Genomic DNA, 26,970 nt, shown 5'->3' with positions numbered 1-26,970 from the left:
AGAGGCCAGCATGAGCGACACCAGACCCACCCGATCCTTTCCGCTGCGCGTGCTCGCCGTGCTGTGGGGCATCGTGAAAGTGGTGGTGTTCGGGCTCGGCATCATTCTGCTCGTGTTGCTGCTGCTGTCCTACGGGGCGATCCGGCATTTCCAGACCGCCGAGGAGAAGCCGCTGCCCGAGCATTTCGCGCTGCTGCTCAACCTGACCCGCGCGCCGCCGGACGAAGCGGCGGAACCCGCGTGGCTGCGGCTCAGTTCGAGCGCGCGCCCCACCCTGGCCGATGCCATCGCCGCGATCGACCGCGCGGCGCATGATCCGCGCGTCACCGGGCTCGATATCGAGTTGGGCGGTAATTGCTGTTCGCTGACCACCGCCGAGGAGCTGCACAACGCCATCCAGCGGTTCCGCGACCAGACCGGCAAACCGGCGATCGCGCGGGCGATGTCGTTCGACGGGGTTTCCGGCCTCGGCGCCTATGTTGTCGCCAGTGCCGCGAGCAGCATCGAGCTGTCGGCGGCGGGGGATTTCGGCGTCACCGGCATCGCGCTGCAAACGCCGTTCGGCGCCGGGCTGCTCAAGAAGATCGGCGTCGATGCCCAGTTCGAGCATATCGGCGCCTACAAGACCTATCCGCAGATGTACACCCGGTCGCAGCCCTCCAAGGCGAATCTGGAGATGCTGAACAGCCTGGCGCATTCGCTCTACGCCTCGTCCCTCGCGCCGATCGCGGCACGGCTGCACGAGACCAGGGCGCAGGTGAAAACCATGCTCGATCAGGCGCCGTTCAGCCCGGATCAGGCCAGACAGGATCATCTGGTCGATGCGGTGCTGCCGCTGGACGCGCGGATCGACAAGTTCAAGGGCAAGACCGCGAGCCTTGCTCGTTACATCGCCGAGGCGCCGGCGCCGGCGGCGAACGCAACCAGGGTCGCGCTGATCGTCGCCCATGGCGATATCGCGGCACCGTCGGCGCGCGACAATCCCGGCGCGATCGACCCGCGCCGCCTCGCCCGCGAGATCGCCGCCGCGCTGGACGACAAGAATGTCAAGGCGATCGTGCTGCGGCTCGACACGCCGGGCGGCACCGTGACCGGCTCGGCGCTGATCGGCGCCGAGGTCGCGCGTGCCGCCGCCGCGCATAAGCCGCTGATCGTCTCAATGGGGGGGCTCGACGCCTCGGGCGGGTACTGGGTGTCGAGCCATGGCGCGGTGCTGGTCGCCGATCCGGCGACGCTGACCGGCTCGATCGGCGTGCTCGGCGGCAAGCTGAGTTTCGGGACGCTGCTCGACCGGATCGGCGTGACCGTCACCGGCGCGTCGCGCGGCGCGAACGCGCTGTTCGACAGCCCGACCACGCCCTGGACCAAGCCGCAGCTCGCCAGCCTCCAGGGCATGCTGAACCAGAACTACCAGCAATTCGTCGGCTGGGTCGCCTCCGGCCGGCACATGAGCGCGGCCCAGGTGAACGCGATCGGCCAGGGCCGGGTCTGGACCGGCGTGCAGGCCAAGAAGCGCGGGCTGGTCGACGAGATCGGCGGCTATCACACCGCGTTCGACGCGGTGCGCGCGGCGCTGAAACTGCCGGTCCATGCGCCGCTCGACATCGTCAACGGCAACGCGAAGCCGGGGATTCACGCGCTGCTGGTCAGGGCGTTTTCGAAAGCGAGCCCGCTCGGCCTTGCGCAACTGCCGCCGCAACTGCGCGCTCTCGTGGCGCTCGCGCATCTGCACCGGCTGTCGATGCCGCCGATCGAAATCCGCTAACCTTCGGTTACGGCCTCCGCTGCATCGGAGCAGACCGATGCTTGCGCCGCATCAGAACAAATTGGCAACATTTGAAAGGCGGGCAGGAGTCTGCTTACCGATCGTTAACGATTCCGATTTGTTGCCCTGCTAATCTGCAAATACCGTGATCCCGACGGTCGAATCCCTTTGACGCCCATGTTCGCCCATGATATCCCATGTCAACCCATAGCGATTCGGGTGCGTAGGTTTTGGCCTGGCATCGGGACGCTGACAGCGAGGCGCAACAGGCGAGACGAAGGGACCGCGACAGAGCCGGATGAGCCAGTTTCTCGGCACCCATCAGAACCGGCTGGACGCCAAGGGGCGGGTTTCCGTCCCGGCCACGTTCCGCGCGATGCTCCGCAAGGACGGTGAAGCAACCGGGCTGATCCTGCGGCCGTCCCACAAGCACGCCTGCATCGAGGCTTGGCCCGCGCCGGTGTTCGAGACTTTGGCCGAACAATTGCAGGGTCTCGACCTGTTCAGCGAGGCCCATGACGACATGGCCGCCGCGATCTACGCCGATGCCTACCCGTTGGACGCCGACAAGGAAGGCCGCATCCTGCTGCCCGAGCCGCTGGTCGCCCATGCCGGACTTGCCGATAGCGTGGTGTTCATGGGGCTCGGCCGGATTTTTCAGATCTGGGAGCCGCAAGCGGCGACGCGCCGGCGCGAGGAAGCGCGGGAGCGCGCCCGTGCGCGTGGCCTGACTCTGCCGGCGGGGGTTTCACCATGACCCGGCCGGCATCGGGTCATATCCCCGTGCTGCGCAGCGAGGCGGTGGCCCTGCTCGCGCCGCGCGACGGCGGCGCCTATCTCGACGGCACGTTTGGCGGCGGCGGCTATAGTGCTGCGCTTCTCGAGGCGGCACGCTGCACGGTGTGGGCGATCGACCGCGACAAGGCGGCGATCGCGCGCGGTGCCGCGCTCGCCGCACGCCATCCCGACCGGCTGCATCTGATCGAAGGGCGGTTCGGCGATCTGCTTGACTTGCTGGGCGACGTGGGGGTGGCGTCGCTCGACGGCGCGGTGTTCGATTTTGGCGTGTCGTCGTTCCAGCTCGACGATCCCGCGCGCGGCTTCTCGTTCCGTGCCGACGGACCGCTCGACATGCGTATGGGGGCGGCCGGAGAGACCGCCGCCGATGTGGTGAACACCCGGCCGGAAGCCGAACTCGCGGATATTCTCTATCAATTCGGCGAGGAACGCGCCTCGCGCCGGATCGCCGCCGCCATCGTCGCACGCCGGGCGGAGACGAAATTCGCAACCACCGCCGATCTCGCCGCGGTGATTCGCGGCGTGGTGCGGAAGGACAAATCCGGCATTGACCCGGCGACGCGCAGTTTTCAGGCGCTGCGCATCGAGGTGAACCAGGAACTCGCCGAGATCGAACGCGGCCTCGCCCAGGCGGCCACGCTGCTGGCGCCGGGCGGCAGGCTGGTCGCGGTGTCGTTTCATTCGCTGGAGGATCGCGTGGTCAAGCGCTTCATGAACGCGGCCTGCGGCCGGATCGCGTCGCCATCGCGGCACGATCCCTCGGGTCTGACGGCGCGCGCGAAACCCGCGTTCCGGTCCCTGACCAAGGGCGTGGTGACACCCGGCGCCGCCGAAGCCGCCGCCAACCCCCGCGCGCGCTCGGCGCGGCTGCGCGCCATCGAACGGCTCGCCGCATGATCCGCCCGGTCACCTTCGTCAGCTTCGCGCTCGCTCTGTCCTCCGGGGCGTGGATGTTCGTGGTCAAGCACCGCGCCGAGCAGCTCGACCGGCAGATCGGCGGGGTGACCGCGCAGATCCGTGCCTCCGAGCAGCGGATTCGCGTGCTCCGCGCCGAATGGGCACTGGAGACCGATCCGAACCGGCTGGCGCGGCTCGCCGCGATGTTCCTGCCGGCGTTGAAGCCGATGGCGCCGGACCAGTTGGTCACCTGGTCGCAGCTGGCGGATCGGCTGCCGCCGCCCGGAACCGCGGTGCCCAGCCTGCCGCTGCCGCCGCCTTTGCCGGATCAGGTGCCGAACGTTGCCGTGCCGGCCGGGCCGGTCGCTTCGGCGCAGCCGCCGGCGTCCGCGCCGCGATCCGCCGCACCAGCCCAACTGGCGGCGGCGAGTCCCGCCGCTGTGCATCGCGCCGCGGCGCCTTCGATCCGGCACGTCGCGCTGCGGACCGTGCGCCCGGTTGTCCATTCGACGACGGCCCACCCGCCGGTTCACCCGAACCCGATGCACCGCGTTGCGGTTGACCGCCCGATGCCCATCGGCCAGTCGGTCCTGGCGCCGCCGCGCCGGGCGGTTCGCCCGATGGGCGCACGGGTCATGACGATCACCGCGCATCCTGCACCGGTCCAGCCGGCAGTGCCGCGCTCGGAACCGGTCTCCGCGCCCTCGGCGCCGCAATCGGTGTTCGGCGGCTACGCCGCCAATCTGCCGCCGCCGCGCCCGGCCGGCGGGACCGTTCCGTGACCAGGGCGCCATCGCCGGACCAACCACCGCCCAACGGGCTGCGCCGTGCCGAACCATGGGGTGCCGCGCGGCGGCGCGGCGCGGCCGAGCAGGGTGCGACGCCGCGCATGGAGCATGTGCGGATCACCACCCCCGATCTCGCCCGCCGCGCCGCGCTCGGCGTGCTGCAGAAGCGGCTGATGATCGGCCTGCTCGGGTTTTCGCTCCTGTTCGCCGTGCTGGCGGGGCGGCTGGTCGATGTGTCGGTGATCCATCCGCTGAAGCCCGATGCGGCGGCGATCGCGGCGCAAACCCCGCGTACCAATATCGCCCTGCCGCCGCCGGCGCGTGCGGAAATCACCGACCGCAACGGCGTGATCCTCGCGGTCTCGCTGCCGGGTGCCGCACTTTACGCCAATCCGAAGCAGGTGGCCGATCCCGCGCTGGCCGCCCGGCTGATCGCGCGGACGATTCCCGGTCTCGATCCCGCCTGGCTCGAACACCGCATGGCCGACCGCAAGCGCGATTTCGTCTATCTCGATCGCGGGCTGACCTCGGCACAGGAACTCGCGATCAACCGGCTCGGCATTCCCGGCATCTATTTCGAGAATATCGAGCACCGGCACTACCCCGAGGGCGATCTCGCCGCGCATATCCTGGGCGGGGTGACGCCGGATCAGCGCGGGATCGCCGGGATCGAGGCGTATTACAACACGCGCATGACCGGCGAACCGGCGCGGCCCCTGCGCCTGTCGATCGATATCGGCGCCGAGGGAATCGTCCGCCAGGAAATCATGAAGGCGATGACCGACTGGGATGCGCGCGGCGCCTGCGGCATCGTGATGTCGGTGCGGACCGGGCGGGTGCTCGCGATGGCGAGCGTGCCGGACTACAACGCCAACCAGCTTGGCTCGGCACCGGCCGATGCGCGGTTCAACCGCTGCGTTTCCGGCGATTACGAGCCGGGCAGCGTGTTCAAGCTGATGACGATCTCGATGGCGCTCAATTCCGGCATGATCCATTACTGGGACAGGTTCGATACGTCCCATCCGCTACATGTCGGGCGTTTCACCGTCACCGATTTCGAACCGGTGCATATCTGGCTCGCGGTGCCGCATATCCTGGCGGTGTCGTCGAATATCGGCGCCTCGCGGATCGCGACCATCCTGGGGCCGGAGATCCAGCGCGCGTGGCTGAAGAAACTCGGCTATTTCCGCAGGCCCGACATCCAGTTGCCCGAGGCGCAGCCGGCGATCTATCACCCGAAATCGAGCTGGAAGCTGCTCACCACCATGACGGTGAGCTTCGGCAACGGCATTGCCATGTCGCCGCTGCAGCTGATTTCCTCGGTGGTGCCGGTGGTCAATGGCGGGGTGTGGTATCCACCCTCGCTGGTCGCGGGGCAACCCGGCGCGCCGCCGCCCGAAGGGGTACGGGTGATGAGCCAGCGCGCCTCGCTGCTGATGCGCAAGCTGATGCGCAACGTGGTGGTGGCGAAGAACGGCACCGGCGTCTATGCCAGGGTGCCGGGCTATCTGGTCGGCGGCAAGACCGGAACGGCGCAGGTGGTGGGCAAGAACGGCGCCTATCGCAAGCATCTGAACAACGCCTCGTTCATGGCGGCCTTCCCGATGAACCACCCGCGCTACGTGATCTATGTGGTGGTGCTGCACCCGCACGCGACCAAGAAGATGATGCCGTTCTGCTACGGCTTCACCACCGGCGGCTATGTCGCCGCCCCGGCGGTGGCGCGGATCATCGCGCGGATCGGGCCGATGCTGGGGATCATGCCGCTTTCGGGCGAGGCACTTACCGAGGCGCAGGATAAGCTCGCGATTCCGCTCGATCCTCCGGCGCCGCCGGGCCGGTTGGCACTGGGGCCGGGACATCCGTTCCCGCCCGGTGCCAGCAAATACGCCTATATCCTGGCGGGGCGGAAGCCGCCCGCCGCGATCGACGCGGCGGCGCACGACGCCGCATTGGCGCGCACCGAATTCTGGCAGCCGCTTGGTCCGGCGCCGGAGACGATCAGCACCCATGCGGCGCCGCCGCGATCGGTTCCGCTGCTCGGCGCGGGAGCGATGTCGCACCAGACCATGAATACCGACCGTCCGGTGCGACGTGCGAGGGGATGAACTGATGACCCGGCTCGCCCGCGCAGCGCCGTCGCCGCCCGACTGGGTTATCGGTGCCGATGCCGAGATCACCGGCATCACGGCGGATAGCCGCGCGGTGCGGCCCGGCATGATCTTCGCCGCCCTGCCTGGCGCGCGAGCGGATGGCCGCGCCTTCATCGCCGATGCGGTGGCGCGCGGGGCCGCTGCCGTGCTGGCGCCGGAGGGGACGGCGTGGCCGGCCTGCACGCCGCCGCGTCCGCTTCTGGCCGATCCCGAGCCGCGCCGGCGACTGGCCGAGATCGCGGCCCTGCTCGCCGGGCCGATGCCGCGCACCATCCTCGCGGTGACCGGCACCAACGGCAAGACCTCGACCGTCGATTTCCTGCGCCAGATCATGACCATGGCGGGGCGAAGCGCCGCCTCGCTCGGCACGCTCGGGCTGATCGCGCACGGGTTTCCGCCCGGTGCCAACCTCACCACCCCCGATCCGGTGAGTCTGGCCGAGACCATGGCGCGGCTGAAATCGGCGGGGATCGAGCATGTCGCCCTGGAAGCCTCGTCGCACGGGCTCGATCAGCACCGGCTGGACGGGCTGCGCCTCGCCGGCGCCGCCTTCACCAACCTCACCCGCGACCATCTCGACTACCACGGCGACATGGCGGCCTATCGCGCGGCGAAATTGCGCCTGTTCGCCGAACTGTTGGCACAAGGCGCGCCGGTCGCGGCGATGGCCGATCTGGATGCCGAAACCCTCGCGGCACTGCGCGATATCGTGCGGCGCCGCCATCTCGACCTCATGACCGTGGGCGAGGGCGGGACCGCGATCCGGCTGATGCAAGCGCGCCCGCTGCCCGAGGGGCAGGCCCTGGCCATCGCGGCGAATGGCGCCGTGCGCGAGATCGTGCTGCCGTTGCCCGGCCGGTTCCAGGCGGACAACGCGCTGCTTGCGGCCGCCCTCGCGCGCGCGACCGGCATTGATGCGGCGCTCGATCATCTGGCCGCACTCGCGCCGGTGCGCGGCCGGCTGGAACGCGCCGCCGTGCTGGCCAACGGGGCTGCCGCCTATGTCGATTACGCCCATACCCCGGACGCGCTGGAGCGGCTGCTCGCCGCATTGCGCCCGCACGCTTCGGGACGGCTGATCCTGGTGTTCGGCGCCGGCGGCGATCGCGATCGCGGCAAGCGCCCGCTGATGGGTGAGGTCGCGGCGCGCGCGGCTGATATCGCCATCGTCACCGACGACAATCCGCGCGGCGAAGACCCGGCCACGATCCGTTCGGCAATTCTGGCGGCTTGCCCGGATGCCATCGAAATCGGTGACCGGCGCATCGCGATCGAAGCCGGAATTTCGCTCCTGTGCTCTGGCGATGTGCTCGCCGTTGCCGGCAAGGGGCACGAGCAGGGGCAGATTGTCGGCAATGCCGTGCTTCCGTTCGACGATGCCTCGGTCATCCGGGAACTCGTGGGATGAGCGCGCTCTGGACCGAGGCGGATCTGGCGATCGCCACAGGCGGCGACTTCCTGCGCGGCGGTTTCGCGGCGGATGGGATTGCGATCGATTCCCGCGCCCTGACGCAAGGCGATCTATTCGTCGCCCTGGAGGCCGCGCGCGACGGGCATGATTTCGTCGCCGATGCGGAGCAGAGGGGCGCTGCCGGCGCGCTGGTGTCGCGCGACGTCGGTACCGGACCGGCGCTGGTGGTCGAGGACACGCTTGTCGCACTCGGGCGGATGGGCGAATTCGCGCGGGCGCGTTCATCGGCCCGCGTCGCCGCCGTGACCGGCAGCGTCGGCAAATCGACCACCAAGGAAATGCTGCGGCGCATTCTCGGCGCATTCGGACCTGTTCATGCCGCCGAAGCCTCGTTCAACAACCATATCGGCGTGCCGCTGACCCTGGCCCGCCTGCCGCGCGACGCGGCGTTCGCCGTGGTCGAGATCGGCATGAACCATCCGGGTGAAATCGCACCGCTCGCCGAAATGGCGCGTCCCCATGTCGGCGTGATCACCACGGTCGAGGCCGCGCATATCGGGCTGATGGGCTCGATCGAGGCGATCGCCGACGAGAAAGCCGAACTGCTGCGCGGGCTGGTGCCGGGTGGCGCTGCGGTGCTGCCGCGCGGGCCGCATCTGCCGCGCCTCGCCCGCCGCGCGCCGGACGGGACGACGATCATTTCCTTCGGCACCCAGGCGCTGGCCGAAGCACGGCTGATCGAAGCCGAAAGCGATGCGGATGGCGTGGACGTCACCGCGAATATCCTGCGCCGCGTGGTGCGGTTCCGGCTCGCCGCCCCCGGACGACACATGGCGATGAACGCGGTCGCGGCGCTGGCGGCGGCTGCGGCGCTCGGGCTCGATGCCGAACCGGCGGCTGCGGCGCTCGACGGTTTCGCGCCGCTCGCTGGGCGCGGCGCGCGCCGGTCCGTCGCCGTCGGCGGCGCGACGATCACCATGCTCGACGAAAGCTATAACGCCTCCGGCGCTTCGGTGCGCGCGGCGCTCGGCGTGCTGGCCCTGCAAACGGGGCGGCGCGTGGTGGTGCTGGGCGACATGCTGGAACTCGGCGATTTCGCGGAAGCCGAGCATCGCGATCTTGCTCAGCCGGTCGGCGAGACCGCCGATCTGGTGTTTGCCTGCGGGCCGCATATGCGCACGATGTTCGACGATCTGCCCGCGCGAATTCAGGGCGCGTGGGCGCCGGATTCCGGGGCTTTGGCGCCACTGGTCCGCGCCGCTCTGCGCGACGGCGATGCGGTGTTGATCAAGGGCAGCCTGGGGTCGCGAATGCGCGCGATCGTCGCGGCGCTGGAGGGGCACACCTGATGCTCTACGCGCTGCTTCTCCCCCATGTCGCCGCGTTTCACGCGCTCAATCTGTTCCGCTACATCACGTTCCGCGCGGGGGGCGCCTGCATCACCGCGCTGATCGTGAGTTTTCTGCTCGGCCCACGCCTGATCCGCTGGCTGAAATCGCTCCAGCGCCAGGGACAGCCGATCCGGCTCGACGGGCCGGAGCGCCATCTGCTCGAAAAGAAAGGCACGCCCACCATGGGCGGCGTGCTGATTCTGATCGCGCTCGGGGTTTCCACTCTGCTCTGGGCCGATCTGCGGAACGGCTACGTCTGGGCGGTGCTGATGGTCACCATCGGCTACGGGGCGCTCGGTTTCGCCGACGATTTCCGCAAGCTGACCAAGCGCAACACCAAGGGCGTGCCGGGGCGGGTGAAATTGTTCGTGCAGGCGCTGCTCGGCCTGGGTGCGGCGGTGTGGATCACCCGGCTGATGCCCGCCGCGATCGCCGACGATCTCGCCGTGCCGGTGTTCAAGCATCTGATGATCCCGTTCGGCGCGGCATTTCCGCTGATCGCCATGGTCGTGATGATGGGCGCCTCCAATGCGGTGAACCTCACCGACGGGCTGGACGGGCTTGCCATCGTGCCGACCATCATCGCGGCCAGTGTATTTGCCTTGATTGCGTATCTGGTCGGCAACCGGATTTTCGCGCATTATCTGCAGATCAATTTCGTCCCCGGCACCGGCGAACTCGCGGTGTTCTGCGCGGCATTGATCGGCTCGGGGCTTGGCTTTTTGTGGTTCAATGCACCGCCGGCGGCGGTGTTCATGGGCGATACCGGCTCGCTCGCCCTAGGCGGCGCGCTCGGCTCGGTCGCGGTCGCGACCAAGAACGAGATCGTGCTGGCGATCACCGGCGGGCTGTTCGTGGTCGAGACCGTATCGGTGATCGTCCAGGTGTTCTGGTACAAGCGCACCGGGCGGCGGGTGTTCCTGATGGCGCCGCTGCACCATCATTTCGAAAAGAAGGGCTGGGCCGAACCCACCATCGTCATCCGCTTCTGGATCGTCGCGATGATCCTGGCGCTGGCGGGGCTGGCGACCCTGAAAATCCGATGACCGGCGCCGCGACATCCTGGCCGCTTGTGTTCGCGGGCCGACGCTTCGCCGTTCTTGGCCTTGGCCAGAATGGCTTGCCGGCGGCGACCGCGCTCGCCACGATGGGCGCCGATGTGACCGCGTGGGACGACGATGCGGCCAAGCGGGACGCCGCCGCTTCCGCCGGAATTGTGCTGGTACCGCCAAGCGAATCGGCGACGCTCGATGCGCTGGTTCTCTCGCCGGGGATTCCGCATCGCCTGCCCGCGCCGCATCCCGAAGCGGCCGCGGCCAGCGCGCGCGGCGTGCCGATCCTGTCCGACGTCGAGCTGCTGTATCGCGCGGCGCGCGCCGCCGGCAGCCGCGCGCGGTTCGCCGGCATCACCGGCACCAACGGCAAATCGACGACCACGGCGCTGCTCGCGCACATCATCGGCGCGGCGGGGATTCCGGTTGCGGCCGGCGGCAATCTCGGTCCCGCCGCACTCGCGCTGCCGCTGCTGCCCGATCACGGAATTTATGTGCTCGAAATGTCGAGCTACATGTTGGAGCGAATCGCGACGATGCGCTTCGATGCAGCCGCGATGCTGAACATTACGCAAGACCACCTCGACCGCCATGGCAACATGGCCGGATACGAAGCTGCAAAAGCAGCGATTTTTGCGCGCCAGACCGGCGCCGATGTCGCGGTGATCGGAATCGACGACGAGCCCTCGCGCGCGCTGGCGTCGCGCATCGCGGCATCGCCCGCGCGGCTGATCCGCATTTCGGGTGCTGCTCACGCCGATGTTTGCGCCGAAGGACGGGTGCTGCGCGATCATCAGGGCGTGATCGCCGATCTTGCGCGGGCACACGCATTGCCCGGTTCGCACAATGCGCAGAACGCGGCGGCGGCGGCGGCGATAGCGCTTTTCCTCGGCGTGAAGCGCGCGACGATTGCGCTGGCGCTGGCGAGTTTTCCCGGCCTGCCGCATCGTCAGGCGCTGATCGCGACCGTCGACGGCGTGGCGTTCATCGACGACAGCAAGGCGACCAATGCGGACGCCGCCGCCCGCGCGTTCGATTGCCATGACCGCATCGTCTGGATCGCGGGCGGGATCGGCAAGGAAGGCGGAATCGAGTCGCTGGCGCCATGGTTTCCGCGCATTGACCACGCGCTGCTGATCGGCCGCGATGCCTTGGCATTCGCGAAAACCCTCGAAGCGCACGGCGTTTCCTACGATATCGCCGAAACCCTCGACCGCGCGGTGCCGGCGGCGTTCGGCCATGCGCGGGCGCGCGGGGTGAAGACGGTTCTGCTTTCGCCGGCGGCGGCGAGCTTCGATCAGTTCGCCAATTACGGCGCGCGGGGCGACCGATTCGCAGAACTTGCGCGCGCCCTCGGCAATTTCGCGGAGGCGCGCTGATGCCGGTTCTGTCGCGCGCGGATACCTCGATCGTCGGGCGCTGGTGGTGGAGCGTGGACCGGGTGATGCTCACCGCGCTGATCCTCCTGGTCGGCATCGGCTATGTGCTCGCCCTCGCGGCGACGCCGGCGACCAATCTGGCACTGTCCGATCCGCGCACCCTGGTGATGATCAAGCAGATTGTCTATCTCGCGACCGGCGCCGTCCTCATGGTCGGCACCTCGATGCTCGATTTGAAGCAGGTCAAGCTCGCCGCACTCGGCATCGGCATCGTCTTTCTGCTCCTGACCGGATTCACGCTGGTTCATGGCGTGACGATCGACGGCGGGCGGCGCTGGATTTCGCTGCCCGGCTTCACCATCCAGCCTTCGGAATTCCTCAAGCCGGCGCTTATCGTCGCGACGGCGTGGCTGCTCGCCGAGCGCCGCCGCACGCCCGGATTTCCCGGCCTGTTCGCCGCACTCGGCCTGAACGGCCTGGTTCTGCTGATTCTGCTGCGCCAGCCCGATGTCGGCTCGACCGCGCTGGTGGCGTCGACCTTCTTCGTGCAGTTGTTTCTCGACGGGCTCGATCTGTTCTGGGTCGGCATCGCGGTGATCGGCTTCGGAGCCGCCGGCTTCGCCGCCTTCGAGTTCATCGCCCATGTGCATATGCGGGTGATGCTGTTCCTGCACCCCACCAAGGACAAGGCGTATCAGGCGATCACCGCCTTGTCGGCGTTCGGCAATGGCGGGTTGTGGGGGCGTGGTCCGGGCGAGGGGCAGGTGAAGCATTACCTGCCGGATGCGCGGGCGGATTTCGTGTTCGCGGTGGCCGGCGAGGAATTCGGACTCATCGTCTGCCTCGGCATCGTTCTGGTGTTCGCGGTGATCGTGTTGCGCGGCCTCGCCCGCGTGCTGCGCGAGACCGATCTATTCGTGGCGCTCGCGGCATCGGGGTTGCTCGCGAGTTTCGGGCTGCAGGCCTTTATCAACATGGCGTCGTCGCTGTCGCTGATTCCGACCAAAGGGATGACCTTGCCGTTCATTTCCTATGGCGGTTCGGCGGTGCTCGCGGTCGGGCTGCATATGGGATTTCTGCTGGCACTGACGCGCAAGCGGCATCATGCGGAACGCAGCGCCGAATTCGGCACCGGCTTTGGCGCACAGGATCACACTTCATGAGGGCGCCGATGCTCAAACCCATCGTTATCGCGGCTGGCGGCACGGGCGGGCATATGTTCCCGGCCGAGGCGCTGGCCGATGCCCTGATGACGCGCGGCGAACGCGTCGTGCTGATGACCGATGCGCGCTCGGGCGCTTCGGACTCGCCGGTTTTCGCCGCCTGCGAGCGCCATATCGTCGAAGGTGCGGGACTCGCGGGTCGCGGGCCGGCGCGCATGGCCTCCGGGATGCTACAACTCGCGCGGGGAACGCGCGTGGCGCGGCGGATACTCGCGGGTCTGGATGCCGCGGCGCTGGTCGGCTTCGGCGGCTATCCCTCGGTGCCGCCAGTGCTCGCGACGCTGGGGCTGCGCGACCGGCCGGTGGTTATCCTGCACGACCAGAACGCGGTGCTCGGCCGTGCCAACCGGCTGCTCGCGCGCTTTGCCGATCGTCTGGCGGTGAGTTTCGCAACAACCGCAACGATTCCAAGAAAGATCAAAACGACGCTGACCGGCAATCCGGTGCGTCCTTCAGTGACGGCGCTCGCGGGCGCATTCTACGCAGCGCCGGAGCAAAAAATCCGTCTGCTCGTGCTGGGCGGGTCGCTGGGGGCACGGATTTTCGCGACGCTGATCCCGGCATCGCTCGCATTGCTGCCGGAGGAGCTGCGCCGACGCATCGAGCTCGTAATGCAGTGCCCCGAAGGTGAAATCGACGCGGCTCGGCAAGTGCTCAATGGCAGCGGAATCGTGCATGAGGTGGCGCCGTTCTTCAGCGATGTCGCAGAACGGATCGCGGCGGCGCATCTCGTCATCGCGCGGGCGGGCGGATCGACCGTTGCCGAGCTTGCGGTGATCGGCCGGCCGGCGATTTTCATCCCGCTCGCGATCAATGACGATCAGCGCCATAACGCCGATGCGCTGGCGCGCACGGGCGGCGCGATCCGGCTGGATCAGGCGGCGGCGACCCCGGCGATTCTGGCGCGCGCGATCGAGACTTTGCTGGATGAGCCCGACCGTCTGGTGGCGATGGCAGAGGCGTCGGCCAAGGCCGGAATCGCCGATGCGGCCATGCGCCTTGCCGATCTCGTGCAGGCTTGCATCGCGGAGCGCGTGTCATGAGGGCGATGCCGCTCAGCATCGGCACGATCCACTTCGTCGGCATCGGCGGCATCGGCATGTCCGGCATCGCCGAGGTTCTGCACAATCTCGGTTATTCGGTGCAGGGTTCGGACATGGCGGAGAATGCCAATGTCGCGCGGTTGCGCGATGTCGGGGTTCCGGTCGCGATCGGTCACGATGCCGCCAATCTCGGCGCGGCGCAGGTGGTGGTGGTCTCGACCGCCGTGCCGCGCGACAATCCCGAAGTGGCGACCGCGCGGAGCAAGCTGATTCCCGTGGTGCGGCGCGCGGAAATGCTCGCCGAGCTGATGCGGCTGCGCTGGTCCGTCGCGATCGGCGGCACCCATGGCAAGACGACGACGACGAGCCTCGTCGCCGCCGTGCTCGAAGGGGCGGGCTTCGATCCCACCGTGATCAATGGCGGCATCATCAACGCCTACGGCACCAACACGCGGTTAGGCGCGGGCGACTGGATGGTCGTCGAGGCCGACGAGAGCGATGGAACCTTCCTGCGTCTGCCTTCGGTGATCGCCGTCGTGACCAACATGGACCCCGAGCATCTCGACCACTGGGGCACTGGCGCCGCGATGGAGGCGGGCTATCGGCAGTTCGTCGCGAACATCCCGTTCTACGGGTTCGCGGTGCTGTGCATCGACCATCCCTCGGTGCAGCAGATGATCCCAGATCTTTCCGATCATCGTCTGATTACCTACGGATTTTCCCCGCAGGCCGATGTGCGCGCGGAGCGGATCATGTCCGACCGCAACGGTGCCACGTTCGAGGTGCGCCTGTCGGACCGCGTCGGAGGCAAGTCGCGCCGGATGGGACCGTTCCGCCTGCCGATGCTGGGCAATCATAACGTGCAGAATGCGCTTGCCGCCATCGCCATCGGGGTCGAGATGGAGGTTCCCGAGGTCCATATGCGCGCGGCCCTCGCGAGTTTCCGTGGCGTGAAGCGGCGGTTCACCAAAACTGGCGAGGTTGACGGGATCACGGTGATCGACGATTACGGCCATCATCCGGTCGAGATCGCTGCCGTGCTGAAGGCGGCGCGACAGGCCGGCGCGCGGGACGTGATCGCGGTGGTGCAGCCGCACCGCTATACGCGGCTCGCCTCGCTGTTCGAGGAATTCTGCACCTGCATGAACGATGCGGGGACCGTGATTGTCGCCGATGTCTATCCGGCGGGCGAACAGCCGATCGAGGGAGTGGATCGCGACGCGCTGGTCGAAGGGTTGCGCGCGCGCGGGCATCGTTCGGTGGTGCCGCTGGCGAGCCCGGATCACCTCGCCGAAATGGTCAACGCAATTGCGCGCACCGGCGACTATGTGGTCTGCCTTGGCGCGGGCAACATCACCCAATGGGCGCAGGCGCTGCCGCACCAGTTGCAGGCGCTGGCCGAAAATACCCGCCGCGGCGCCGGCGGTTTCCGATGATGGCCGTCGAAGCGCGCACCGACTGGCGCGATGCGCTGCCCGCCGTGCGCGGCCGGATCGGCTTTGACGCGACGTTAGGGCGGACGACATGGTTCCGCGTCGGCGGTGCCGCCGAGGTTCTGTTCCGTCCGGCCGATGCGGAGGATCTCGCGACGTTCCTGCGCGATGTGCCGCCGGAACTGCCGGTTACCGTGATCGGCGCGGCATCGAACCTGATCATCCGCGACGGCGGGATTCCGGGCGTCGTGGTGAAACTTGCGCGCGGCTTCGGCGATGTTGTCGTCGAAGCCGACGGCGTGATCGCAGGGGCGGCTTCGCTCGATGCCGCCATCGCCGAACACGCGGCATCGGCTAATCTAACGGGACTTGAATTTTTGTCGGGAATTCCCGGCTCGCTGGGTGGTGCCGTTGCGATGAATGCCGGTGCCTATGGCAGCGAAATTCGCGCCGTGCTCGACTGGGCCGAGATCATCGGTCGCGATGGCACGATCGCCCGCTATACCGAAGCCGATCTTGCGCTATCCTATCGCCATGCGAGCCTGCCGCCCGGCGGCGTCGTGGTCCGGGTGCGGCTGCACGCCCGCCTCGGCGATCCGGCCGCGATCGCCGCGACAATGGCCAAGATCAAGACCAGCCGTGAGGCAACCCAGCCGGTCCGCGCGCGCACCGGCGGTTCGACCTTCCGCAATCCCGAAGGTCATAAAGCGTGGCAACTCATCGACCAGGCCGGGTGCCGCGGCATGGTGGTCGGCAATGCGCAGGTTTCGGAAATGCACTGCAATTTCCTGATCAATCGCGGCGGCGCGACGGCAGACGATCTCGAATCCCTGGGCGAAGCGGTGCGCGCCCGCGTGCTCGCCGAGACCGGCATTGCGCTGATCTGGGAAATCAAGCGCATCGGCATCCCTGGGCGGGGTGCGCCATGAAGCGCGTCGCGGTCCTGCATGGCGGCATTTCGGCGGAGCGCGAAGTCAGCCTTGCCACCGGGCGGCAAGTGATCGCCGCACTCGGCACTGCCGGTTACGATGTCGTTCCGGTCGAAGTCGGGCGCGATCTCGGCGCGGTCATCGCCGCGCTGACACCCGCGCCGGATGCGGTGTTCAACGCGCTGCACGGCAGATTCGGCGAGGACGGCACGATCCAGGGCGTGCTCGACTATATGGGCATTCCCTACACCCATTCCGGCGTGCGCGCCTCCTCGATGGCGATGGACAAATCCGCCGCCAAGGCGGTTTTCGCCGCCGCCGGATTGCCGCTGGCGCAGCACCGCATCGTGCCGATCGACGAACTGGCCGAGGCCGATCCGCTGCCGCGGCCCTACGTGATCAAGCCGGTGAACGAGGGCTCGTCGGTCGGCGTGTTCATCATCAGGAACGGCGATAATCGCCGTGCCGACATCGCGCGCGACTGGCGATTCGGCGATATCGCGATGGCCGAGGAATATATCGCGGGCCGCGAACTCACCGTCGCCGTGCTCGACGATCGCGCGTTGGCGGTGACCGAAATCATCGCCGATGGATTCTACGACTACAACGCCAAATACGCCGAAGGCGGTTCGCGCCATGAAGTGCCGGCCCGCGTCAAGCCCGATATCACCGCGCGGGCCAAGGATGTCGCGGTCGCGGCGCATCGCGCGCTCGGCTGCCGGGGTGCGTCCCGCGCGGATTTTCGTTACGATGACGCGGCGGACCGGTTGGTATTGTTAGAAGTGAATACCCAGCCGGGCATGACCGTGACCTCGCTGTTGCCCGAACAGGCGGCGTTGTGCGGCATCGATTTTCCCGCGCTGTGCGCCTGGATGGTGGAGCACGCCGCATGCCGCGTGTGAAATCCCGCAAGCCGAAAATCCAGGACCGGCCAAGGCCGCGCACCCTGTTGCTGCGCCGGCTGCGCAAGTCCGGCAAACCAGCACTCCTGATCGGCGTTGTCGTGTTAGCACTGGTTGCCGTGCCGCTCGGGGTGCGCGGCGTCGCGGATCTCGCCCGGCCGCTGCGCGATGCGGCGTCGCGCGGGCTTGCCGATATCGGATTCCGGGTCGAGCATATTGAGATCGAAGGCGCCACCACCACGCCGGATCATGTCGTCGAGGCTGCGCTCGGCGTGCGCCGGGGCGCGCCGATTCTCGGCTTCTCGCCGGAGGCGGCCGCTTCGCGCGTCGCGGCACTCGGTCCGGTGAAAAGTGCCGTGGTGGAGCGGCTGTTGCCCGACACGGTGCGCGTCGCCATCGTCGAGCGCAGGCCGGTCGCGATCTGGCAGAGGTCCGATAACAGCTTCGCCCTGATCGGCGCGAACGGCGCGGTGCTGACCGATCATGACGCGGCGGCGGCGCGCGCGCGCGACCCCGGACTGCCGTTGCTGGTCGGTGCCGGCGTTCCCGTCCATGCCAAGGTGCTGCTCGCATTGCTCGCGCGGTTTCCCACGATCGGCAAACGCGTCGTCGCCGCCGAGCGGATCGACGATCTGCGCTGGAATCTTCTGCTGCGCGACCACGCCACCATCAAACTGCCGGACCGGCATGTCGCGGCGGCAATGGCCACGCTGATGCGCGCGGAGGACAGAATCAAGCTGCTCGAACGCCCAGTTAGAACGATCGACCTCCGACTCGCCGACCGACTGGTGGTGCGTCCCTATCCCAACGGGTTCGTCACCGGGGCGGAGTCCAAGCCATCGGGGCATAAATCATGAAAAGGAGCGCGGCATGAACGATTTGTCGCGGCGCGGGGCGCTTCCGCCGCAGAACGGCATGGCAAGGCCCGCCGAGGCGCGACCCCGGCCGGCGCGCTCCGGCCCGTTCGGCGTGCTGGATATCGGCTCGACCAAGATCGCCTGCCTGATCGGCCGCGCCGAAAGCGACGGCCGGCTGCGCGCGCTCGGCTTCGGCTGGCAGAAGGGCAGGGGCGTGAAATCCGGCGGCATCGTCGATCTCGATGAGGCGGAGCGCGCGATTCGCGCCGCCGTCGGCGCGGCCGAGGACCAAGCCGATATGCGGCTCAAATCGGTGGTGGTGAATCTGTCCTGTGGTCAGCCGGAGAGCCGGCTGTTCAACGTGCAATGGCCGATCGACGGCCGCGCCGTCACCGAGGACGACATTCGCCGCGTGGTGCGCGAGGCGCGCGCGCGCGCGGCCTCGGAAGGGCGGGGCACGATCCACGCGCTGCCGCTCAATTTCGCGACCGACGAGACCGTGGGCATCGCCGATCCGCGCGGACTCTTTTGCGACACGCTGACCGCGCAGCTCCACGTGGTCGATGCCGCGACCACCGCGATCAAGAGCATCACCGCCTGCCTCGGGCGCTGCGAACTCGATATCGCGTCGATGGCGTCGGCACCGTTTGCTTCGGGTCTCGCCACCCTGGTGGAGGACGAGCGCGAGCTGGGTGCGACGGTGATCGACATGGGCGGCGGTACCACCACGATCGCGGTGTTCGCCGAGGGCCAGGTGCTGCACACCGCCCAGTTGCCGGTGGGCGGGATTCACGTCACCAACGATGTCGCGCGGCTGCTTTCGACCCAGGTTGCTCACGCCGAGCGGCTGAAGACGCTTTACGGCACCTGCCAGGAAAGCCCGGACGATGCGCGCGAATTGCTGCCGGTGCCGCTGGTGGGCGAGGCGGAGCATCAGATCGCGAAAGTACCGCGCAGCGCGCTGGTCTCGATCATTCGCCCGCGTCTTGAGGAGATTTTCGAACTGGTGCGCGACCGGATCGAAACCTCCGGCCTCGGCCGCGCCGCCGGGGCGCGCGTGGTGCTGACCGGTGGCGCCGCGCAACTGGTCGGCGCGCGGGAGCTGGCCGCGCATATCCTGAACCGTCAGGTCCGACTCGGTCGTCCGTTCGGCGTGATCGGCCTGCCGGATGCCGCGACCGGATCGAATTTCGCGACGCTGATCGGGCTGCTTGCCTTCGCCAGCGGCGATGGCCAGACCATGCACGACATCGACTTCACCGCCGAGGCGCCGCGCGGCGTGTTCGGCCGCGTTCTCAATTACCTCAAGGAGCGCGTGTGATGGCGCGCCCCAGCCCCCGCAAATCCACGAAACGCTTCACGCTCGCCTGCAAGGAGACGCTGTCATGACCCTCAACCTGACGATCCAGAAGACCAGCCATACCGACTTCACCCCAAGGATCACCGTGATCGGCGTGGGCGGCGGCGGCACGAACGCGGTCAATAACATGATCGCGCTCAACCTTCCGGGGGTGGATTTTGTCGTCGCCAACACCGATGCGCAGCAATTGCTGCTCTCGCGCGCCGAGCGGCGCATCCAGCTCGGGCCGCACATCACCCAGGGCAATGGCGCGGGCGGGCGGCCGGAAATCGGCAAGGCCTCGGCCGAGGAAGCCGCCGACGATCTCGCCCGGCATCTCGACGGCGCGCACATGGTGTTCATCACCGCCGGCATGGGCGGCGGCACCGGCACGGGGGCGGCGCCGGTGATCGCGCGGATGGCGCGCGAACGCGGCATCCTGACCGTCGGTGTGGTCACCAAGCCGTTCGCCTTCGAAGGCAAGCGCCGGCTGAAATCGGCCGAGGACGGCATCAACGAATTGCAGAGCTACGTCGATACCCTGATCGTCATTCCGAACCAGAACCTGTTCAAGGTGGCGAACGAGCGCACCGGCTGGAAGGAAGCCTTCGAGATGGCCGACCATGTGCTCTACATGGGGGTGCGCGGCGTGACCGACCTGATGGTGGTGCCGGGCATGGTCAATCTCGACTACGCCGATATCCGCTCGGTGATGTCCGAAATGGGCAAGGCGATGATGGGCACCGGCGAGGCCGATGGCGAGGATCGCGCGATCCGCGCCGCCGAGGCGGCGATTTCCAACCCACTGCTCGAAGACACCAACATGAAGGGCGCGCGCGGGCTGCTGATCAACATCACCGGCGGCTCGGACCTCACGCTGTTCGAACTGGATCAGGCGGCGAACCGCATCCGTGAGGAAGTGGACGAGGACGCGAACATCATGGTCGGCATGGCGCTCGATGACAATCTGGGCGGCCGTGTGCGAATCTCCGTCGTCGCGACCGGCATCGACACGGCGAGCCCGGCACAGGCCGAGCGGCCGAAGCTGGTCGCGGTGGGCGGCGGCAATGCGATGATCGACGCGGTGGCCGGCATGAGCACAGCACAGGCGCCGCAACAGCCGCCGATGCTCAATGTGGTATCGCATCACCCGATGCCGCCCCAGGGTCTGCTGCAACAACCGCTGCAGCAGGGACCGGTGACGGCGCCGGCCGAACCGGTGATGCGCACGCCGATCTCCGCGCCGGCGGCGTATCGCGAGCCGGTGCGCGCCCCGGCCGCCGAACCCGCGCGCAAGGGCAGCCTGTTCAGCCGGATGACCCAGGGGTTCCGCAATGCCGCGGCGCCGCAGCCGGTCGAACCGCAGCCGCAGCCGCGCGCGGTCGCCCAACCGGCCTATGTTATGCCGCAGGAGCCGGCGGCGCCGCATTATCAGCCACCCGCGCCGGCGATGCATCAGCACCAGCAGGCGCCGATGCCGCACACGCAGCCCGCGCATATCCAGCAGCCCGAGCCGCGCCCGGCGGTGCGTCTCGCGCAAAACGAGGAAATCGGGATCGACATTCCGGCTTTCCTCCGCCGGCAGCAATCCTGACAGCGAAACCAAGACGGCGGCGCCGGAGCAAGCCTCTGGCGCCGTTTTCCGCCGAACAGCTTCGGCGTATCGAGCGGCGCGGCCTGGCGCGCCAGGGCTTCGGCGACCTGTTCCACGTGCTGATGACGATGCGGCTTTCGGCCCTGCTCGGGCTGATGGCCGCGACCATCGTTCTGATCAACCTGGTTTTCGGCACGATCTATACCATCATCGGCGGCGTCGCCGGCGCGCGGCCGGGCGATTTCGGCGACGGCGTATTCTTTTCGGTGCAGACGTTTTCGACGACCGGTTATGGCGCGCTGTATCCGAAATCGGTCCTCGCCAATTCCGTTGCGAGTATCGAGATCATTTTCGGCCTGCTGGCCACGGCGCTTGCCACCGGCCTGTTGTTCGCGCGCCTGTCGCGCCCGCAGGCGCGGGTGATCTTCTCGCGCATCGCCGTCGTGCATCCCTATCAGGGCGTGCCGACCCTGATGTTCCGCGTCGCCAACCAGCGGCGCAACCTGCTCACCGATGCGCGGATCAGCGTGACGCTGCTGCGCGACGAGGAGGACGAGGACGGCAACACCATGCGCCGGCTGATCGACCTCGCGCTGGAACGCGCGTATTCGCCCGCTTTCGCCTTGTCGTGGACGGTGATGCACCGGATCACCGAGGCAAGCCCACTGTTCGGGGTCGATCTCGCGGCGATGCAGCAGGGCAATATGATTTTTCTCTGCGTGCTGACCGGCCTCGACGACACGCTGCTGGCCACCGTGGTCGCGCGCAATGCCTATGGCGCCGGCGATGTCCGATTCGGCGTGCATTTCGCCGATATTTTCGACCGCGCACCAGATGGCAGTTTTGCGATCGACTACACGCAGTTCCATCAGATTATCGAATGATCTCGACAATACCATCGGAATCCTCCAGTATAGAATTCTCGCACTCAGGCCGATGGAGGTGACCATGACAGCGATTGTGCATCACCCCGGCGACGGATTTGCCGTCGCATCCGCACGCGCCTGATTTTTCACCGGTTTTCGCCGCAGAGTTTTCAGGCCCGTTTTCCATAGCTCTCGAACGGAGCCTGAATCGTCATGGACGAACTCGGCCATCTCGGGTGGAGCGACGCGCTCGCCCGGCATTTTACGACCAATTTCGACTCTGAAACCATCCCCGGACGCATCGTCGCCCATCATCGCGACCATTACCGAATGGCCTGGGCCGGCGGTGTTGTCTCCGCCACCGTCTCCGGCCGGCTGCGCCATCAGGCGGACGAGTCAGGCCTGCCGATAACCGGCGATTTCGTCGCCGCGCGTATCGTGGGCGGTGCTGCCACGATCGATGCGGTGCTGCCGCGCCGCACCAAGTTCGCCCGCGCGGTGGGCGATCTCACCCGCATCGATGTCGCGAAGGGCGAGCAGATCGTCGCCGCCAACATGGATTACGTGTTCATCGTCACCGGGGCGGATGCCGATTTCAGTGTGCGCCGGCTCGAACGGCTGCTCGGTGCCGCCTGGGGCAGCGGCGCGGTGCCGTTCGTGGTGCTGACCAAGACCGATCTCGGCATGGCCGGCCCGATGATCGACCAACTTGCCGTCGAAGCGCCCGGCGTTACCGTGCATCCGGTGTCGAACGCGACCGGCGAGGGCATCGATGCCTTGCGCGTGCTGATCGCGCCGGGGCAGACGGCACTTCTGGTCGGCTCGTCAGGGGTGGGCAAATCGAGTTTGGCCAACCGCTTGTTGGGCACGGACCGTCAGGCGACCCAGATCACCGACATCAACGGGCGCGGCCGGCACACCACCACCAGCCGCGACCTGATTTTGCTCTCCGGCGGCGGCATGGTGCTGGATACGCCCGGCATCCGCGCGATCACCCAATGGCAGGCCGAGGGACTGGACGACGCCTTCGCCGATATCGCGGAACTGGCACAATCCTGCCGGTTTACCGATTGCCGGCACGAAAACGAGCCGGGATGTGCGGTGCAGGCCGCGATCGGGGCTGGCACGCTCGGCGAGCGGCGGTTGCGCGATTTCGCCAAGCTGAACCGGGAACTGGCATGGCTGGAACGCCGCGGCGACAAACGCGCCGAGGCGGCACGGCGCCGCCATTGGAGGTCGATCGCGGTTTCCCAGCGGCGAAAGCGGGATCGTTAAGCGCGAAGAAGTCCTGTCATCGGTGCGGCGTCGGCGCCGGGGGCTTATCCGTACGTCTTCACCGCCTGCTCGATCGCCGGTCCGGCCTTTTCGAGATCCTCGGGCGTCATCGCTGGCACTGCTTCGATGCTGGCGTTCAGCGCCAGAAACCATGGCTCGGCGAGTGCCGGGATGTCCGAGGCGGCGGCGATGTCGACGATCAGGACGGCGGTACGCTGGCCGCCATCGGCGATGAAGTAGGCGGCTTCCGGTTTCTGCTGTTCGAGAATCTGCCGGATCACCGCCAAGCCATTCTTCTTTATGGCTGCATTGGCCGTCTCGACCGGAAACGAAATCTTGACCAGAAATCGCATGAGAACGCCTCCCTTCTGGGTTGTGGGCAACTGTCTCGGGGGGCGGCAGCGTGCCAGCAAAACATCCGGCATTTTCCGGTCAGAACTGCAATCCGCCCGGTTGGAGGAGGGTAGTCTTCGAAAGGTCGATTTGGAAGCGATTTTTTTGCATCGGTAGAATGTACGCTCGGCTCAAGGCAAGGCCTATTGCGCAATTTAGGGTTGGAATGGCTGGTCTTGGCCACCGCCGGCTCCGAATATCCGTCGGGATGAGAAATCGCGGAACCAGCGGCCCACGCAAGCGTGCCGAAGCCGCCCAGCACAGGCACTGGCGCGCGATCACGGCCCAGCAGCGGCGAAGGCGGGATCGTTAAGCCCGGAGCAGTCCTGTCATCGGTGCGGCGTCGGCGCTGTTCGGGAACACCCGTGCCAGCGCCGCCGCATCAAGGCCGAACTGGGCTGCGATCACGCCCTTGGCGAGGCTGCGGATATCGGCGGTGGGGGCGAGGTCGCGGTTCTGGAACAATTGCCGATCGGCAAGACCGGGCCAGGTCGCGCGCACGCGGCCGCCCGCGACAAGCCCGCCGGCGAGGAAGGCCACTGTCGCGGTGCCGTGGTCGGTGCCTTGTGTGCCATTGATCCGCGCTGTGCGGCCGAATTCGGTGATGATCAGGATTGTGGTGGTTTGCCAAGCCGGGCCGAGGGAGATGCGCAGGGCGGCGATTCCGGCATCGAGATCTGCGAGCGGTTCGTGCAGCAGCGCCACTTGATTGCCGTGGGTGTCCCAGCCTTCGAGCTGGAACGCGGCGATGCGCGGACCGCCCTTGGCCGCGAGCAGCGCGCCGGTGGCGCGGGCGAGCACGGGAAACCCGTAGCCGTGCGGCACGCTGCCCGATTCATCCATCGTCGCGTTATCGAGGGTCGCGTGGTCGAGATGCGCCGAGCGCAGCCCTTCGACAATCGCCGGGCCGAATACCGGATCGGGCCGGTTCAGCGCGGCGATATGCGCATAGAGATCGGGCGAGGGCTTGGCGAAACCGGCGGGCGCGTAGGAGCCGACACGCGCCGCCCCGCGCAGCAGAAGCGGCATTCCCATGCCGATGGCGAGCCCGCGCCCGGCGACACCGCCCGCCGGCAATTCGGCAATCAGCCGGTTCAGCCAACCCGAGGTGATGCCGGCCTGATCGACGCCGGTTTGCAGTAAATCCTGCGCCTCGAAATGGCTGCGCGTGCGGTACGGCCCGGCGATCGCATGGACCGGCAGCACATCGCCCTTCCGATATAGCCTGTGCAGGTTCGTGAGAGCCGAATGAAACGCGAAGAATCCACCGAGATCGAGCAGTGCATCCTTTGCCGGAATCAGCGGCGCGCGCAGGCGCGCAAGATTGGCATCGCCATAGGGCACCACCGCGGCCATGCCGTCCAGCGCGCCGCGCAGCAGGACGACGACGAAGCGCTGCTCGGTCGGCGCCGACGCAAGGGCAAGCCGGGCGCGTCCGGCGGCGGCGATGGTGGCGAGCCCCAGCAGGCTTGCACGGCGGGTCAGCGCGATCGGCATCACCTTATCTCCGTTGGAATTCGGGTGCTGAGAACAGCATCGCCAGGGCTTCGCGCGGCGAGCCGGCGGTGCCGATCGCGGTCGCGGTCGCCGGGCGCAGCAGCGGTCCGAGCGCAGCTTGGGCGATATCCATCGGCGCGGCGCGATGATTGCGCGCGGCGATCGTATAGCCGAAATCGATACGGGCGAGCACCGCATCCGATCCGGTCCAGTCCGCACCGTAATCGGACCAACCATTGGGCAAAGGGGCCGCCCAGAGCGGCTGGCCGAGCTTGCGCAGGCTGCCGAGATAGAATCCGGCCGGCATGGTCGTCATGCTGGAAGCGCGCAGGAGTGAAATAACGTAATCGAATGGGGTTTTCACCTTGGTCAATGGCGTCCAGGCTTCCGGCATGTCCACTAACGCGGCCGATGTGGTGCCGAGATCGCCCTGCGTGTCGGCCAGCACCGATGTCAATTTGTCAACCGCACTCTGCGGCGGGTTATCGGAGCAGAAATGCCGGGCGAGCTTGGTCGCGAGCGATTGCCAGGTCGAGGGATGGGTGGACAGGAATTTCAGCGCATCGAACCCGCCCTGCTCGCCGGGCGGGAAGCGCCGGCCCAGCACGGTCTGCGGGCCGGGTTCATGGGCGAACGGGCGGAACATGAAGCCGGTCGGCTGTTTCGCCGGGTTGATCGACCAGCCGGTGAGCAGCTTGGCCATGCTGGTCACGTCCACCTGGGTGTAATGCGCGCGCAGGCTGACGGTGTGGAGTTCCATGCATTCGCGGCCGAGATTCTCGTTCAGCCCGCGACGGGTGTGCAGCCCGACCTGGCTGTCCGGCCCCACCGAGAACGCGTTGGACAGATAGAGCAGCATCGCCGGATGGCGCTCGGCGGCGAGCACCATGTCGGTGAATTTTCCGGTCACGTGCGGGCGGATCGCCTCGCGCATGAAGGCGCCGACCAGCGGCTGGATGCCGCCCTGGCGGATCGAGGTGGTGAAATGATTGGCCCAGAACCACACGAGCCGCTCGCGGAACGGTGCGGAGGTGCTGACCGTCCAATCAAGCTGGGTTTTGGCCTCGCGCAGAAAAATCGCGCGGGATCGCGGCTTGAAATTGCCCTTGAGCGGTTTACCCTCCGCGAGGATGCGCTTGCGTTCCCTGAAATCGTCGCGCCGCGCGGCGAGGGCTGACGCACCACCGGGCAGGCCGGCGAAGCTCGGGTCGGCAAGGGCCGGATCGGGATCTTTGAGCTGCGCATGGAGCCACGCTTTCGCATCGGCAGGTGGCGGCTGGTCTGGCGCAGTGCCGAATCCGAAGCGGATCATGGCGTGGGCGGTTTCGCTGTCCATGTGCGACCCATAGCCGTTTCGCCGGTTGCGAAGTGTTGCGAAGCGAAACGCGCGATCTCGTGTCTTGATCCGAACGGCAAGGACGGCATTCTGCCCCGATGATGACCATTGTGTTCGCTACCCTGACGGTCGCCGCCCTGTTCGGGGGGTGTCTGGCGATCGGTCATTTGCGCGGGACGGAAATGGCCGGGAGCGGCTTCGCCTGGGTCTGGATCGCCAAAATGATCCATGGTGCGATCGGTGCCGCGGGTTTTGCAGCACTCATCGTCGTCCTTGGTCGGCACCGACCGATCGCGTCCATGGGGCTCGGAGGTTTTGGCATCGGAGCCGAAATCCTGCTCGGCGTTGCCCTGTGCCTCGGCTTGAGTATGGCCGGCATGGCGTGGCGCGGTCGTCGGCCAGCCGGGTTTGTGGTCGCCGCTCATGCAACCGCGGCGATCGCGGGACTGACCCTGGTGCTGGCCATCGTTTCGCTCCGTTAGGGTGTGTATCCAATGGTGGCTCACGCCGCCATTGGATACACACCCTAGTACCCTCCGTCATTGATTTTGCGGCGGACCTTCGATTCGATGACTCCGCAACGACGGAGATGGTTCGTGACCGCGAAACAAAGTGCCGTAAAGAAGTATGTGGTGAAGCTCAGCCTCGA

General features: G+C 67.5%; 23 protein-coding genes. 20 read left to right on the top strand and 3 right to left on the bottom strand.

The annotated features are described in order from the left end of the window. Positions 1-10 precede the first annotated feature (10 nt). From L2A60_RS02465 to rsgA, 19 genes are all read left to right on the top strand, one after another. Complete coding sequence (locus tag L2A60_RS02465; protein WP_235702788.1) at positions 11-1,765, top strand: S49 family peptidase; 1,755 nt, start codon at positions 11-13, stop codon at positions 1,763-1,765. Between the two features lie 298 nt (positions 1,766-2,063). Then, on the top strand, positions 2,064-2,522 hold the full coding sequence (gene mraZ, locus L2A60_RS02460; RefSeq protein ID WP_235702787.1) for a division/cell wall cluster transcriptional repressor MraZ: 459 nt from the start codon (positions 2,064-2,066) through the stop codon (positions 2,520-2,522). Beyond that, positions 2,519-3,460 carry a 16S rRNA (cytosine(1402)-N(4))-methyltransferase RsmH gene (rsmH, locus tag L2A60_RS02455; protein ID WP_235702786.1) on the top strand — a complete coding sequence of 314 codons (942 nt, stop codon included), beginning with the start codon at positions 2,519-2,521 and terminating at the stop codon, positions 3,458-3,460. The genes mraZ and rsmH overlap by 4 nt, the downstream gene beginning before the upstream one ends. Beyond that, positions 3,457-4,242: a cell division protein FtsL gene (gene ftsL / locus L2A60_RS02450; protein ID WP_235702785.1), complete on the top strand. Its 786-nt coding sequence runs from the start codon at positions 3,457-3,459 to the stop codon at positions 4,240-4,242. Before rsmH ends, ftsL begins: the two co-directional genes overlap by 4 nt. Next, the gene (locus L2A60_RS02445; protein WP_235702784.1) at positions 4,239-6,356 is read left to right on the top strand and encodes a peptidoglycan D,D-transpeptidase FtsI family protein; all 2,118 of its coding nucleotides are present in this window, start codon (positions 4,239-4,241) and stop codon (positions 6,354-6,356) included. The genes ftsL and L2A60_RS02445 overlap by 4 nt, the downstream gene beginning before the upstream one ends. A 4-nt stretch (positions 6,357-6,360) precedes the next feature. After that, the gene (locus L2A60_RS02440) at positions 6,361-7,809 is read left to right on the top strand and encodes a UDP-N-acetylmuramoyl-L-alanyl-D-glutamate--2,6-diaminopimelate ligase (protein WP_235702783.1); all 1,449 of its coding nucleotides are present in this window, start codon (positions 6,361-6,363) and stop codon (positions 7,807-7,809) included. Continuing rightward, positions 7,806-9,161, top strand: coding sequence for a UDP-N-acetylmuramoyl-tripeptide--D-alanyl-D-alanine ligase (locus L2A60_RS02435; RefSeq protein WP_235702782.1), 1,356 nt, complete (start codon positions 7,806-7,808; stop codon positions 9,159-9,161). Before L2A60_RS02440 ends, L2A60_RS02435 begins: the two co-directional genes overlap by 4 nt. After that, positions 9,161-10,249, top strand: coding sequence for a phospho-N-acetylmuramoyl-pentapeptide-transferase (gene mraY, locus L2A60_RS02430; RefSeq protein ID WP_235702781.1), 1,089 nt, complete (start codon positions 9,161-9,163; stop codon positions 10,247-10,249). Before L2A60_RS02435 ends, mraY begins: the two co-directional genes overlap by 1 nt. Then, a complete protein-coding gene (gene murD / locus L2A60_RS02425; protein ID WP_235702780.1) occupies positions 10,246-11,634 on the top strand; it encodes a UDP-N-acetylmuramoyl-L-alanine--D-glutamate ligase in 1,389 nt (462 codons plus the stop codon). The genes mraY and murD overlap by 4 nt, the downstream gene beginning before the upstream one ends. Beyond that, the gene (locus tag L2A60_RS02420) at positions 11,634-12,797 is read left to right on the top strand and encodes an FtsW/RodA/SpoVE family cell cycle protein (RefSeq protein ID WP_235702779.1); all 1,164 of its coding nucleotides are present in this window, start codon (positions 11,634-11,636) and stop codon (positions 12,795-12,797) included. Before murD ends, L2A60_RS02420 begins: the two co-directional genes overlap by 1 nt. Beyond that, the gene (gene murG, locus L2A60_RS02415) at positions 12,794-13,900 is read left to right on the top strand and encodes an undecaprenyldiphospho-muramoylpentapeptide beta-N-acetylglucosaminyltransferase (protein ID WP_235702778.1); all 1,107 of its coding nucleotides are present in this window, start codon (positions 12,794-12,796) and stop codon (positions 13,898-13,900) included. The genes L2A60_RS02420 and murG overlap by 4 nt, the downstream gene beginning before the upstream one ends. Next, positions 13,897-15,336: a UDP-N-acetylmuramate--L-alanine ligase gene (gene murC / locus L2A60_RS02410; protein WP_235702777.1), complete on the top strand. Its 1,440-nt coding sequence runs from the start codon at positions 13,897-13,899 to the stop codon at positions 15,334-15,336. Before murG ends, murC begins: the two co-directional genes overlap by 4 nt. Then, complete coding sequence (gene murB / locus L2A60_RS02405) at positions 15,333-16,262, top strand: UDP-N-acetylmuramate dehydrogenase (protein ID WP_407932506.1); 930 nt, start codon at positions 15,333-15,335, stop codon at positions 16,260-16,262. Before murC ends, murB begins: the two co-directional genes overlap by 4 nt. Next, positions 16,259-17,164 carry a D-alanine--D-alanine ligase gene (locus L2A60_RS02400; protein WP_235702775.1) on the top strand — a complete coding sequence of 302 codons (906 nt, stop codon included), beginning with the start codon at positions 16,259-16,261 and terminating at the stop codon, positions 17,162-17,164. Before murB ends, L2A60_RS02400 begins: the two co-directional genes overlap by 4 nt. Then, positions 17,152-18,021 carry a cell division protein FtsQ/DivIB gene (locus tag L2A60_RS02395; protein ID WP_235702774.1) on the top strand — a complete coding sequence of 290 codons (870 nt, stop codon included), beginning with the start codon at positions 17,152-17,154 and terminating at the stop codon, positions 18,019-18,021. The genes L2A60_RS02400 and L2A60_RS02395 overlap by 13 nt, the downstream gene beginning before the upstream one ends. Before the next feature lie 13 nt (positions 18,022-18,034). Next, positions 18,035-19,342, top strand: coding sequence for a cell division protein FtsA (ftsA, locus tag L2A60_RS02390; RefSeq protein WP_407932505.1), 1,308 nt, complete (start codon positions 18,035-18,037; stop codon positions 19,340-19,342). A gap of 64 nt (positions 19,343-19,406) precedes the next feature. Next, positions 19,407-20,954: a cell division protein FtsZ gene (gene ftsZ, locus L2A60_RS02385; protein WP_235702773.1), complete on the top strand. Its 1,548-nt coding sequence runs from the start codon at positions 19,407-19,409 to the stop codon at positions 20,952-20,954. Positions 20,955-21,076: 122 nt separating this feature from the next. Further along, positions 21,077-21,838, top strand: a complete 762-nt coding sequence (locus tag L2A60_RS02380) for an ion channel (RefSeq protein ID WP_235702931.1) — start codon at positions 21,077-21,079, stop codon at positions 21,836-21,838. 195 nt (positions 21,839-22,033) lie between these two features. Next, on the top strand, positions 22,034-23,095 hold the full coding sequence (gene rsgA, locus L2A60_RS02375) for a ribosome small subunit-dependent GTPase A (protein WP_235702772.1): 1,062 nt from the start codon (positions 22,034-22,036) through the stop codon (positions 23,093-23,095). A gap of 44 nt (positions 23,096-23,139) precedes the next feature. Here the strand turns inward: rsgA and L2A60_RS02370 are convergent, their stop codons facing one another. The 3 genes from L2A60_RS02370 to L2A60_RS02360 form a co-directional block, all read right to left on the bottom strand. After that, the gene (locus L2A60_RS02370) at positions 23,140-23,448 is read right to left on the bottom strand and encodes a DUF3303 family protein (protein WP_235702771.1); all 309 of its coding nucleotides are present in this window, start codon (positions 23,446-23,448) and stop codon (positions 23,140-23,142) included. 349 nt (positions 23,449-23,797) lie between these two features. Further along, a complete protein-coding gene (locus L2A60_RS02365; RefSeq protein ID WP_407932509.1) occupies positions 23,798-24,979 on the bottom strand; it encodes a DUF1501 domain-containing protein in 1,182 nt (393 codons plus the stop codon). A 10-nt stretch (positions 24,980-24,989) separates the two neighbouring features. After that, positions 24,990-26,321 carry a DUF1800 domain-containing protein gene (locus L2A60_RS02360; protein WP_235702769.1) on the bottom strand — a complete coding sequence of 444 codons (1,332 nt, stop codon included), beginning with the start codon at positions 26,319-26,321 and terminating at the stop codon, positions 24,990-24,992. Positions 26,322-26,419: 98 nt separating this feature from the next. Between L2A60_RS02360 and L2A60_RS02355 the strand changes: the two genes are divergently transcribed. Then, the gene (locus tag L2A60_RS02355; RefSeq protein ID WP_235702768.1) at positions 26,420-26,803 is read left to right on the top strand and encodes a hypothetical protein; all 384 of its coding nucleotides are present in this window, start codon (positions 26,420-26,422) and stop codon (positions 26,801-26,803) included. Positions 26,804-26,970: the final 167 nt, after the last annotated feature.

Origin of the sequence: Acidiphilium iwatense, assembly GCF_021556475.1 — a bacterium.
In the GTDB taxonomy this organism is placed as follows: domain Bacteria; phylum Pseudomonadota; class Alphaproteobacteria; order Acetobacterales; family Acetobacteraceae; genus Acidiphilium; species Acidiphilium iwatense.
Note: the sequence above shows the minus strand (reverse complement) of the source record. Positions and strands in the feature narration are given on the sequence as shown.